The organism is Leuconostoc sp. DB-1, from assembly GCF_013414845.1.
Taxonomy (GTDB): domain Bacteria; phylum Bacillota; class Bacilli; order Lactobacillales; family Lactobacillaceae; genus Leuconostoc; species Leuconostoc mesenteroides.
In genome coordinates, this window is record NZ_JABFNJ010000001.1 from 752,227 (window position 1) to 764,704 (window position 12,478).

Below are 12,478 nucleotides of genomic sequence, written 5' to 3' on the forward strand. Positions count from 1 at the left end.
TATCAAATAACGATTTAATCTCAAAATCCTAACTTTTCGCGTTATACTCAACTTCTTTTAAAGAATAGTGGAATAGGGGTTGTGCTGAAAAAATTACAGATACGCTCAATACAGAACTTAAATCATTAATTGACAATTCACTATCATCCATTTAAACTTTACTTATAAATAATAAGTTGAGGAAAAGAATTTGTTCAATAAAAAATTAAGATCGTATTCTTTTCGTCTTTGTTTGTCTATTGTTGGTACCATTATCATTGCCTTTGGGATTGTTTTATTCCGTTTGGCGAACATGGGCATTGATCCAGCAACAGCAGCAGATGTTGGTATATCAGATACCTTCCATTGGAATTTAGGGAACTATCAGCTTGGATTTAATGCGCTATTGTTCCTTGGCATTTTGTTTTTCGATCAAACACAGTTTGGCGTCGGAACATTAATTAATATGTCGTTACCAGGATACATTATCGCTTATTTTACACCGAAGTTTGAACCTATAGTTGGGCGTTGGTTTGGAAGCTTTTCTTATCTTGAAAACATATTTTTATTTGTCATTGGTATGTTTTTATTTTCATTAGGAATTGGCATATATACAAGTGTAAATCTTGGTGTTTCCCCGTACGATGCGGTTGCGCCATTGTTCAACAAAAAGAAATGGGCCAGTTATCGTCTGACAAGGTCTGTTCAAGATTTGTTCTTTTTTGTAGTTGCCATTATATTTGGTGGACCACTGGGTATTGGAACTTTTTTGATTGCCACGTTAACTGGCTATATTGTACAATACTGGCGTCAGCTATTTAAAAAAATAAAACACCACATACAAAAAACGCACAGCTTTTAGTTGTGCGTTTCGTCATTCAAAAATTAAATACAATTTATCCTCTTGCCAAACAGAACGTTTGTTCGTATAATGAATTATACAGCTTTTGTTTTGGAGACAGCATATGGTAAACAAGCAGAAAATTGAATACAACTACACGCAAGAGGAACGACGTGTGATATTTATGATTGATTCTAAAAGCTTTTATGCCAGTGTTGAGTGTGTGGAACGTAACTACAATCCATTGAAAGCCTTACTTGTTGTGATGTCAGAACAAGAAAATACCAACGGCGGTTTAGTCTTGGCATCTTCACCAATGGCCAAGAAAATACTGGGTATCACTAACGTTACCCGACAACGTGATATTCCTGTTTGTCCGGACTTAGTGATTGCTCATCCGAGAATGAACCTTTATATTCAAGAAAATCTACGTATTAATAACATCTATCGACAATACACTGATGATGCGCACTTATTGCCATATTCTATTGATGAATCTATCCTTGATATGACACATTCTTGGCAGTTATTTGGCAAAACACCAGCAGAAGTTGCTTTCAAAATACAACAACAAGTTCGGGACGAAACAGGCATCTATTTAACTGTTGGTATTGGTGATTCACCAGTCTTAGCTAAATTGGCGCTTGATATTGAAGCTAAACACGCAAAAAATTTAACTGGCATTTGGCATTATGAAGATGTACCAAATAAATTGTGGCCAATCACACAACTAACTGATGTTTGGAGTATTGGTTCACGAACTGCGCGTAAGCTAAATTTGATGGGTATTCACTCAATGTATGACTTATCTCACCAAGATCCATATCTATTTCGTTCGAAACTGGGATTAATGGGTGAACAATTGTTAGCTTTGTCTTGGGGTATTGACCGATCTGATCTGACTGAAACAATCAGGCCCAAAAATAAATCATATAGTAATTCTCAAGTTTTACCACGTGATTACGGCCAACAAGCTGAGATTGAAATCGTGATTCGAGAAATGGCGGATCAAGTTGCCACAAGAATTCGTGCCCACCAAAAGCAAACTTGCTTAGTTAGCTTGTTTATTGGTTATTCTTTTTCTGAAAGTGAGAAACAAGAATCACATGGCTTTAGAAAACAATGTCGTATTAGTCCCACTAACGATACCAATGCATTAATGGCTGTTATGATCAACCTCTTCAGAAAGCACTGGCGAGGCGAGATTATTAGACACATCGGGATTGATTACGGTGGACTAGTTGATGATACTGGAGTACAGCTTAATCTTTTTGAACAACCTGAACACATCCTTAAAACAAACAAAATTGATCAAGTTGTCGACGAAATTCGTCAACGGTTTGGTACTACAGCTTTGATGCGGGCTATGTCTAAAGAAGTCGGTGGAACAGCCATTAACCGAGCTAGTTTAGTTGGCGGACACAACGGAGGCAACAGTTATGACTGACAATGATGATTTCACTACGATAATCAATCGCTACTTCCAAAACGATTACCGAGAACGAGGAAAAATTAAATGGAACGGCTACTTTCTGTCCGACCACACTTCTTCTTTAACCAAAGAGGGCATTCAACGAAATGCAATAACTAAGAAATTACCCGCAATATCACTAAATGATGCGCAAGATATTTTACGACACGCTTCTGCTAATTATCATGCCGTAACCGTTCAACAAAATATTAAAGATAACGAAGGAAATCTGATCCCTAATGTGACTGGTTTAATAAATGGTTTTTCCGAATTAGGTGTCTATATTGACCACCAATTCATAGCCTTTGAAGACATTAGAACAGTGGTAAGAAAAAATGAATCCAATTGAAAATATTATCGCAGAGATTAATTCTTTATTCACTAAACAACCTAATACTATTTATGAAGTACGATTGGTTAATCAACGATATGCTAAAAAAGTTAATGTGTTCTTTGAATATTATCGGATTGGACATGCGACTCATTCACAGCAGATTGCTCGTTTAAATGATGAATATCGATCTCAAATACCAGAGTTAGCGACAATGATTCATCAGGCTACTGGCCTGACGGTTAACACCAACTAATTTATTCGTGAATTAATTATCATCTAAAGTTGTTTTTAGATTCAATATGCTCTATACTATTCGTCTTATAAACACTTCAGCCTCGGTAGATAGGGTGATTACAATAATTAATTGAATAATGTTTGCTCCTTCAAATCCGAGTATTACTGTTAGCTACTTCACTAATTTGATATTCTATCCTAGTTGATATACAATTTAGTTATCATAATGAAAGCGCTTACAACGTTTTTGTTTTTAGGAGGCCAGGTTAGAATGTCAGATAAAAAATATCAGCTGGGTTAGCAGCTTTGAAAGTCATGGAAGGATGGGGTGTTCATACTATATATGGCATTCCTTCCGGAACATTAAGCGGGTTGATGGATGCTATGGGACATCCTGAAAATAATATTAAGTTTTTGCAAGTTAAACATGAAGAAGTTGCTGCAATGGCTGCCGTGATGCAATGGAAATTCGGTGGAAAATTAGGCGTCGCTGTTGGATCAGGTGGTCCAGGGGCTACTCATTTGATTAATGGCTTATATGATGCAGCTATGGATAATACGCCTGTATTAGCAATTTTGGGGTCAAAGCCAGTTCGTGAATTAAACATGGATTCCTTCCAAGAATTAAATCAAAATCCAATGTATGAAAGTATCGCTGTTTACAATCGTCGCGTAGCTACTGCCGAACAATTGCCTCATTTGGTTGATGATGCAATCCGTACGGCGATTGCCAAGCGTGGTGTGGCTGTTCTTGAAGTACCTGCAGATTTTGGATTTTCACAAATTGATGCCAATTCGATTTATTCAACACCACTGTATTCATCAGGCCCAAAGTATAAAGAATACAAATCAGCACCTGTCGATAATGCTGATATTGATGCTGCTGTTGAACTATTAAACCAAGCAAAACAACCAGTTATTTATGCTGGTGTGGGTACCATGGGTCATGGCTCAGCTGTACAAGCATTATCTCGCAAAATAAAGGCGCCCATTATCACGACCGGTAAAAACTTTGAAACTTTTGACTGGGACTTTGAGGCCTTTGCAGGTTCAAATTTCCGAGTAGGGTGGAAGCCAGCCAACGAAGCTGTTCTCGAAGCTGACACTGTATTATTTGTTGGAACAAACTTCCCATTTTCAGAAGTTGAAGGGACATTCCGTAACGTTGACAAGTTTATCCAAATTGATAACAATCCTGCAATGCTAGGTAAACGCCACCAAAATGATGTTGCCATCCTCGGTGATGCTGGTGAAGCAATTGATGAAATACTTGCCAAGGTTTCCTCGGTTTCAGAATCACCTTGGTGGCAGGCTAACATTAAAAATATACAGAACTGGCGCGATTATATGACCAAACTTGAAAAAAAGACCGAGGGCGACCTACAAGCTTACCAAGTTTATAATGCAATTAATGAGCATGCAGCAGATAACGCTATTTTCTCAATTGATGTTGGTAACGTAACACAGCTATCAGTTCGTCATTTGCACATGACACCTAAAAATATGTGGCGCACGTCACCATTGTTTGCGTCAATGGGTATTGGTCTACCGGGAGGTATTGGTGCCAAGAACACTTATCCAGATCGTCAAGTTTGGAATTTGATAGGTGATGGTGCCTTTTCAATGACATATCCAGATGTTGTGACAAATGTTCGCTACAACTTACCAGTCATCAATGTTGTCTTTACCAATACGGAATATGGCTTCATCAAAAATAAGTACGAAGATACTAACACCTACAACTTCGGCGTTGACTTTACAGATGTTGATTATGCCAAAATAGCCGAAGCCCAAGGGGCGATTGGATTGACAGTAAGTCGCATTGAAGATATTGATCGCGTCGTTCAGGAAGCGCTTAGCTATTATGGTAAAGGCCGTGTCGTGGTGATTGATGCAAAAATCACTAAGGATCGTCCAATCCCTGTTGAAACATTGAAGTTAGATAAAAGTTTGTATAGTGCAGAAACTGTTAATGCTTATAAAGAAAAATACGAAGCGCAGGAACTCGTCCCATTCCGTGAGTATTTGGAATCAGAGGGACTAATTTCAAAATATATTAAAGACAGTAATGACAATAAGTACAGTTTCTAACAAGATACTTTTTGATGTTTAAATGCATTTTGTTTATACCTTGCCACCACCAATCCAATCTATAATGCTAACTAGTATGTATCATTTGACAAAATTTATAGACGATACTATAACATAGTTGTAGACATAAAAAATTTGATGGAGGTGTAAATATGTCAAACAATTTAATGCAACGTTTTAGTTCTGATGATATTTTTGATTTTATGAATCAGGCTATGCATCCTTGGTCCGATCAACGTTTACTACCAAAGTCGATCAAGACTGATGTGATTGAGAAAGACGATCGTTTCACCGTTACTGCAGAATTAGCTGGGGTAAACAAAGACGACATCAACATTGATTACAAGAATGACCAACTTTTGATTAGTGCTAAACGTGATGAATTCAAGGATCACACTGATCATGACGGTAATATTTTGCAGAGTGAACGGACCTACGGATCTGTGTCCCGTGCTTACTATTTGCCAGGGGTGGACTCAAGCAAGATTACAGCAAAATTCGCAAATGGCGAATTGCGCGTTGAATTGCCTAAGAAAGCAACTGAACAATCAAGTACTAATATTAAGATTGACTGATCTATAATTCGGTGTTTCTATTAATTCGTCCTTTGTATTAGCCGTTGAGGCATTAATTGATACAAGTAAAAAAGCTCGTCCGGATGGATGAGCTTTTTTGTATTGGGCATATTACATTTTTATGTTGGGCATCCACTTATATCAAAGACTTCATGACTTATTAGATGCTTTCTAAAGCTTCAAATATAGGTGTATCACCATCACTCATTTTTATAACTTGATTTATTGTTGAATTGTGATTCAAAATGTCCGCTAATGTTGCGCCAACATTTTGAATTGAATTCTTCGTTAGCGCCTTATCATTCAAGCTAATTTTATTGGTTCCTGGTATGTCTACGAGTGCAGTTGCTTGTAAAATCGTATAATTAAGTTTCGTTTGTTTCACAAGATAATTATCCGCAAAAAATTTAGCGATATTATAATTCATCAAATCAGCCATTGCTGGATTATGCCATTTATTAGGTTCAAGTGAATATGCTGAGCTCAGCATGATATATCTAGAAACACCATTCGATTCAGCTATATTCATTGACTTGACTGCACCAAAAGCATCTGTTTGTAACAAGTCTTTATTGCGCGATCCGGCTACAAAATAAATTGCGTCAATGTCTTCAACTTTTTGAGATAAGGTTTCAATATCATCATGTAAATCAAAATTGATCGCAGTGATATTTTTGTGTTTCATTGTCCTTTCGGGGTTTCGTGATCCAGCTATAATTTCGTGATGTTGATTAATCAGGTGCTTGATTAACTCTTGACCAACACGACCATTAGCACCAATAACAAATATTTTCATTTTTTATTTCCTCAAATTAGGCTCATTTTTGAACATACCTTACTATATGTGAGTTTAACATAATTTATATTTTTGTGTTGCTAAGCACTTTCATTTAGAAAATGAATAACTGGCTTAAGAATTAAATACGATGTTCACTTTTGAAAGAACGATAAAAAAATTTTGTGAATGATTTTTGAGGACGAGACAATTGTATAATCCTTTGACTTTCCCCTCCAGATAGATGATGATTTTTTCCCTTACATATAAATGGTCACCACTTACATTTACACACTGACCTGTCGTCAAGTATTTTACCTCTTGTCGTAATTCTTATCTCAACAGTTATATTTTTCAGTATGATATTGAGTGTTGAAAGATATTTCTAATGTAGAAATTTTGTTGATCCGGTTTGTTGTGTAAATTGTCATTTCATACTAACCAAAATTTATGTAAAGAAGGGAAGTATCATCATGGCTGATATACTAAAATTTATTTTCGAAATCATTAACAACACACCGTTCTGGGTATGGGTTGTTTTAATTATACTAATTAAACGAGGTACCTCATTAATAAATGACAGTCCTGCTTCTATTGGAAGATCAATCATAATGCCTTTTATTTTCGTTATTTGGGGTCTAAATACAGTAGTAAACAAATTTGCTTCTCCAAATACTTTGCTGAGTTTTTACCTGGTGGCATTGATTTTAGGATTTTTGTTCAGTTACTTACTTTATATGCGACGATCTTTTTATGTTGAAGATGGTCAATTAATTCAAGAGGGTAGTGCCTTACCTTTAGTTATTATGCTAACCAATTTTCTAGTAAAATATATTTTAAACGTTATTCTCGCTATCCATCCAGTACTTTACACTCAGATGAATTTCAACATTTTTTATGGTATTGTTTCTGGGTTCACAGTTGGATTATTCTTTGGCGGCATTTATAAAACGCTTACGGCAAAAAACAATTTTTGAAGTCATAGTGAAAGGAGCTATTCCAGTTCCCAAGATCATGCTCAATTACACCATCGTAACCGTAAAACATAGACAAAGGTTCATGTAAGTAATTACGCGTGTCTTTTGACAGAGGTTGCAAAATAAGATATACTCGGTTAATAATTGAATAGTAAATAACTAGGGGCGCCAATTGGCTGAGAAGAACCCTTTGAACCTGAGATGGATAATGCCAGCGGAGGAAAGTGAATTGTGTGATACAACAGTAACTTGTTAGCAATACATATTTAAAGCAATTTTTGAGCACTTTTGTCCGCTGGCAAAAGTGCTTTTTTTGTGGAGGTAAAGCATGGATTTAACAAAAGTTACTCAACAAATTGCGTCGCAGCAAGATGATTTATTAGAATTGGTAAAGCAGTTGGTTGCTTTTGAGACCCCAGCGCCACCAGCACGTAACACACGTGAGGCTCAAAATTTTGTTGCTGATTACTTACGGCCTTTAGGATTTGATATTGATCAATGGGCATTATATGACAACGATGACATTGTGGTTGGAACCAAAAACGGTGATTCGACATATCAGAGCTTGATTATTAATGGACATATTGACGTTGCCTCGTTAAACCCTGATGAGCAATGGTCTTTTTCACCTTTTGAGGCTGTTATTCAGGATGATCGATTAATTGGTCGTGGTGTATCAGATATGAAGGGTGGACTAGCAGCGGCATTGTTCGCCTTAAAAACTTTACATGACCAAAACATTTCTTTACCAGGGAAAGTATTATTTGAATCCGTTATTGGTGAGGAAGTTGGTGAAGCTGGCACAAAATCAACCATTGATCATGGTTATACAGCAGACTTTGCACTCGTAACAGACTCAAGTGACTTAGAGGTTCAAGGGCAAGGCGGTGTTATCACGGGATGGATAACAATTAAAAGTGATCAAACGTATCACGATGGCTTACGTCGTAAAATGATTCATGCTGGTGGTGGTTTGCGAGCAGCAAGCGCTATTGAGAAGATGGCCAAGATAATTATTGGTTTACAAGAGCTAGAACGTGACTGGGCAATAAATAAGGTGTACCCAGGGTTTCCTGCTGGTACAAATACGATTAATCCAGCAGTGATTGAGGGTGGACGACATGCAGCCTTCGTAGCAGATGAAGCGCGTTTATGGATAACAGTCCATTTTTATCCCAATGAAACCTATCAATCTGTCACTAAAGAAATTGAATCCTTTGTAACTCGTTTAGCGCAAGCCGATCCATGGTTACAAAATCACTTACCTATTTTTGAATGGGGCGGAAGTTCTATGATTGAAGATCGAGGTGAAATTTTCCCAGCACTAGAAATAGATGAAAACCACGCTGCAGTTCAATCACTATTAAAGTCACACCAGATTACATTTGGAACTAGGACTAACATCTCTTTTTCGACCAGTGTCACTGATGGTGGCTGGTTTGGTGATGCGCACATTCCGGCTGCCATTTATGGTCCGGGTGATTTAAATAATGCGCATGCTGTTGATGAAAGCATTTCAATTGAGCGTTTGGTGCGGTACAGTCAATCTTTAGCACATTTTATTGCGGAGTGGACACATACTAAAAAGGAGTAATAATGGTATTTAGTCAAGAAATTCTTACAGAACTTAGCGATGTTTGGCAAGCTAATTTAAAACATCCATTTGTTCAAGAAATTGGTGAGGGTACTTTACCCGTGGAGAAATTCAAATATTATATGATACAAGATTATGTTTATCTTATTGATTATGCCAAAATATTTGCCCTAGGTGCGCTTAAAAGTACAGACCTAGAGAGCATGACGCAATTTTCAACGATTCTTCATTCAACCTTAACGGATGAAATGGCGCTTCATCGGCAATATGCTGCCCAATTTAACATTAGTAAGGAAACTTTGGCATCAGCACAGCCAGCCCCAACAACTTTGGCATATACAAATTATTTATTGTCAGTTTCTCAAACTGGCGGACAAGCAGAACTCTTGGCAGCATTGTTGCCTTGTATGTGGGGCTATGAAGCAATTGGCAAAAGCTTATCTCACTCGCCAGGTTCCAAACACGTACTTTATAGTCAATGGATCGAGATGTATAGCTCACCTGAATTTAGCGCATTGACTAAATGGCTAATTCAAAAGTTTGATAGTATAACAGCAAAACAAACCGTTGACCAACGAACACACTTAATGAATATTTTTAAAAACGCTCTGCGATATGAAGTGCTTTTTTGGGAAATGGCTTATCAAGAAGAAAAATGGCTTGTGTAGTAAACAAACACAGATAAATAGCACAGCTTTGTGGGCTGTGCTTTTTATAATTTGATCCTTTATTTATTAAAAGCCACTTACAGGGTCTAAATATCAACAATCATTATGTTCTGCTGAATCTAATGATTTGCTACATGGAACAAAACCGAGTGTCAATAAAATAAAGTAGTAACTGTGAATCATGTTAGTAGCATGAGCCACATTGTCCATTTAATAATCAAGTGAATTGGTGCCCGAGTAGTAATAACCATGTTGTTGTTATTACTACTTTGATCATGCTAGAATGATGGCATTCAAGCATGGTACCAAATATTAGGAATGAAATCTTACTAGCAGTACTCAGAACACCAATTTAAATAGTGTATAATTTTAAATAGCTGCTTTTATTTTTCTTGACATCTCAATATAAACTCGTTCGTCTTTTAGTGTACCGTGCAAAATCTAACGTAACAGAGGCTTGTAAAACGTTGGCGCACAAAGGGTTTCACGATTGTTAAAGAAATCTAAAGTCAATAATTTTTCATAAAGTAACGCTTTAGTAATATTCGTTATTTTAAAAGCTGATAAGCCCTGTGTGGGCTTATTTTTTTGCTTAAAAAAAGCCTAAAAATTAAGAAGTTGTTAAAAACCGTCTTCATGACGGTTAATTATTAGTAATAAAATCAATGAAAATTGACAACTAAAACAAGGGAGAAAGAAACAAAATGAGACATTCTTTTGGGTCAATTGTAAAAGCCTATCGGGAAAGAAAAAGACTAACACAATTGGAATTAGCTGTGAAATCAAAAGGAGAATTATCAACGGCTACGATTTCAAAAGCTGAAACTGATCCAAGTTATAATCCGAAACTGACGACGTTCATAAAGTTTTACAAAATCATGGATATTTCGTTTGAAGAGATTGTTGCGACATTAGAGGGGACTGCTGATGATAAATGACCAAGATACACCCAGGAAAATGGAACGGGTTAGTAGAAATCAAGTCGAAACTAACGAACGATTCTACAAAATTCCAAAAGCACTGTTCGAAAATGAATTCTATGCCGACATGAAACTTGAAACAAAAATGGCTTATGCAATTCTGCATGATCGTTTCTTGTTGTCAATTAAGAATAATTGGATTGATAAAAATGGTGATGTTTACTTGATTTACAAAAACAGTGACCTACAAACAATCCTTAGTGTTGGCGAGAAAAAAGTCATTAGTTTAAAAAAAGAACTAGCAGATTTTGGGCTCCTTGAAGAAGAACGACAAGGGTTAAATAAACCAAACAGACTTTACGTTGGCAACATAAATGTTGATTTTGAAGTTATCCACAGGGTTAGTCCCTTGGGGGACAAGGAACTGTCAAAACGACAGGTCCGGACCTGTCAAAATGACAGGTCAAGAACTTCCAAAACGACAGCTCAAGAACAGTCAAAACGACAGTCAAGTGAGACTAATTTGAGTGAAACTGAAACCAATTCTTTTGATGAGGATGAAGTAACTGATAATAACAATTCACAAAAATCTCAACAATCATTTATCGCAATCGGCAAAATTATTCAAACCAATCCTGAATTAAGAAGTGTAGTCCAAAGTCTGATTCCTGATTTACTTTTGAATGAACCCCAACAAGCAGAAATTGTCGTTCGTGCTCTTGATCGTGGATATCACTTTTTGACGACCGAACTTGAAAAAGGTAATTCTGTTTTGACTTTGCAAAAGCAATTACAAGGTGTGGCTGCCATCAAGCAGTTCCTTTTGAGCGTTGGTTACAAACAAGTAGATTACATGCACGACCATCTGATTGATATCAGCCAATATGGCAAATATTTCACTAGTGGCTTTGAAAATCGTTTGAAGATTGCAATCACAACAAGTCAATTAGCATCAGGATTTTAACTTTAAATTGGAGAGAGGAGAGACAAAATGGCAAACCAATACAACGTATTTATTGCAGTAGACTTTTTCAACGCAGACATACTTTTTGTGGCTAACTCATCAGGTGAACTCAGCCGAAAAGTGATCAAAGCAATTGAAAATCATGAATTAGAAAGTGATGGCGCAGTGAGGTTATACCGTACCTCTTATCAATCAATTAAGGCTATCAAAAACTTAATGGAACGGTATCATTTACCATTTCATGAAGCTGCAAGAACGAAAGGGAGAGATTATGAAAGTCAGACAGTTAACGCTGTTGGATGAGAAAAGTTTACAAGAACTACAACAAACCAAATATGTCGTTATTCTCGTTAAAGAATTAAAAAATAATCTCGTTCAACCAACAAAAAAGCAAGCCTTTGTCTGCTTAAAATCAAGTGAGATGAAAGTCAAAGGTGAGTTGTTTGACGATTGCTTAGGTAATCATTATGTCGGTTGTACAGTCCTGAAAGGCATTCATTATTCTGAAGCTGGTAACCAAATCCCCGTGTTTAAACTACCAACTAATATCCAAGACTATTTAGCCAAACAACTGACACCGATTATTAATTTACTGGATCAAAAAAGGAGAAATTATTATGCAAATTAATCACCACGTAGGACGTTTAGTTCGTGATGTAAACTTCACTGTAAGAGGTGAAAATGAAACCAAGATTGCCTACTTCAAATTAGCCATTAATGATTTAAAAGATGGCAAAGCAACTTACATTGATTATGTTGCTTTTAACAAAACTGCAGAATTGATTCGTGATTATGTGACTGATGTTGGTCAAGTAGTTGAGGTTGAATTTGTGATGCGCAATCACAACTACACCGATAAAAATACTGGTCAAAAAATTTATGCTATGCAAAATCAAGTGACACAATTCCGCATCTATAAATCTAATACGTCATCAGAAAAAGTAGCTGTTCAAACACAAGTTGCTGACAGTAAAAATAGTGATGTGACAGATAAGGATTTGCCACCATATCCTGACTTTAACAGCAATGCATTTGAGTATGTAGAGGGGTAGGAC

At 36.6% G+C, this 12,478-nt stretch carries 15 protein-coding genes and 1 riboswitch; of the genes, 14 read left to right on the forward strand and 1 reads right to left on the reverse strand.

The annotated features are described in order from the left end of the window. Positions 1-190 precede the first annotated feature (190 nt). The 6 genes from HFP47_RS03500 (at position 191) to HFP47_RS03525 (ending at position 5,525) form a co-directional block, all read left to right on the forward strand. A complete protein-coding gene (locus HFP47_RS03500) occupies positions 191-841 on the forward strand; it encodes a YitT family protein (RefSeq protein WP_042253094.1) in 651 nt (216 codons plus the stop codon). Between the two features lie 103 nt (positions 842-944). After that, positions 945-2,267 carry a Y-family DNA polymerase gene (locus HFP47_RS03505; protein WP_042253096.1) on the forward strand — a complete coding sequence of 441 codons (1,323 nt, stop codon included), beginning with the start codon at positions 945-947 and terminating at the stop codon, positions 2,265-2,267. After that, the gene (locus HFP47_RS03510) at positions 2,260-2,640 is read left to right on the forward strand and encodes a hypothetical protein (RefSeq protein WP_011679732.1); all 381 of its coding nucleotides are present in this window, start codon (positions 2,260-2,262) and stop codon (positions 2,638-2,640) included. Before HFP47_RS03505 ends, HFP47_RS03510 begins: the two co-directional genes overlap by 8 nt. After that, entirely contained in the window at positions 2,627-2,878 is a 252-nt protein-coding gene (locus HFP47_RS03515; RefSeq protein WP_014324711.1) for a hypothetical protein, read from the forward strand. Before HFP47_RS03510 ends, HFP47_RS03515 begins: the two co-directional genes overlap by 14 nt. Before the next feature lie 296 nt (positions 2,879-3,174). Next, positions 3,175-4,950: a pyruvate oxidase gene (gene spxB / locus HFP47_RS03520; RefSeq protein WP_179876038.1), complete on the forward strand. Its 1,776-nt coding sequence runs from the start codon at positions 3,175-3,177 to the stop codon at positions 4,948-4,950. Positions 4,951-5,102: 152 nt separating this feature from the next. Further along, a complete protein-coding gene (locus HFP47_RS03525) occupies positions 5,103-5,525 on the forward strand; it encodes an Hsp20/alpha crystallin family protein (RefSeq protein ID WP_179876039.1) in 423 nt (140 codons plus the stop codon). 160 nt (positions 5,526-5,685) lie between these two features. On the opposite strand, the gene HFP47_RS03530 is transcribed toward HFP47_RS03525, so the two are convergent. Beyond that, entirely contained in the window at positions 5,686-6,321 is a 636-nt protein-coding gene (locus HFP47_RS03530; protein ID WP_025268091.1) for an NAD(P)-binding oxidoreductase, read from the reverse strand. A 452-nt stretch (positions 6,322-6,773) separates the two neighbouring features. On the opposite strand from HFP47_RS03530, the gene HFP47_RS03535 reads away from it, so the two are divergent. The 8 genes from HFP47_RS03535 to HFP47_RS03570 all read left to right on the forward strand — a co-directional run bounded on the left by HFP47_RS03535 (position 6,774) and on the right by HFP47_RS03570 (position 12,475). Beyond that, a complete protein-coding gene (locus tag HFP47_RS03535) occupies positions 6,774-7,277 on the forward strand; it encodes a DUF6622 family protein (RefSeq protein WP_179876040.1) in 504 nt (167 codons plus the stop codon). Between the two features lie 151 nt (positions 7,278-7,428). Next, positions 7,429-7,517, forward strand: a riboswitch (TPP riboswitch). An 88-nt stretch (positions 7,518-7,605) separates the two neighbouring features. Next, on the forward strand, positions 7,606-8,871 hold the full coding sequence (locus HFP47_RS03540) for an acetylornithine deacetylase (RefSeq protein ID WP_179876041.1): 1,266 nt from the start codon (positions 7,606-7,608) through the stop codon (positions 8,869-8,871). 2 nt (positions 8,872-8,873) lie between these two features. After that, positions 8,874-9,539: a thiaminase II gene (gene tenA / locus HFP47_RS03545; protein WP_179876042.1), complete on the forward strand. Its 666-nt coding sequence runs from the start codon at positions 8,874-8,876 to the stop codon at positions 9,537-9,539. A 704-nt stretch (positions 9,540-10,243) separates the two neighbouring features. Further along, positions 10,244-10,477: a helix-turn-helix transcriptional regulator gene (locus tag HFP47_RS03550; protein WP_036086528.1), complete on the forward strand. Its 234-nt coding sequence runs from the start codon at positions 10,244-10,246 to the stop codon at positions 10,475-10,477. Then, entirely contained in the window at positions 10,467-11,423 is a 957-nt protein-coding gene (locus tag HFP47_RS03555) for a replication initiator protein A (RefSeq protein ID WP_081107454.1), read from the forward strand. Before HFP47_RS03550 ends, HFP47_RS03555 begins: the two co-directional genes overlap by 11 nt. Before the next feature lie 27 nt (positions 11,424-11,450). Next, on the forward strand, positions 11,451-11,726 hold the full coding sequence (locus HFP47_RS03560) for a hypothetical protein (RefSeq protein WP_179876043.1): 276 nt from the start codon (positions 11,451-11,453) through the stop codon (positions 11,724-11,726). Further along, positions 11,695-12,051 (forward strand): hypothetical protein, encoded by a 357-nt coding sequence (locus HFP47_RS03565; protein ID WP_061514850.1) that lies wholly within the window; start codon positions 11,695-11,697, stop codon positions 12,049-12,051. Before HFP47_RS03560 ends, HFP47_RS03565 begins: the two co-directional genes overlap by 32 nt. Continuing rightward, complete coding sequence (locus HFP47_RS03570; protein WP_061514851.1) at positions 12,041-12,475, forward strand: single-stranded DNA-binding protein; 435 nt, start codon at positions 12,041-12,043, stop codon at positions 12,473-12,475. Before HFP47_RS03565 ends, HFP47_RS03570 begins: the two co-directional genes overlap by 11 nt. Positions 12,476-12,478: the final 3 nt, after the last annotated feature.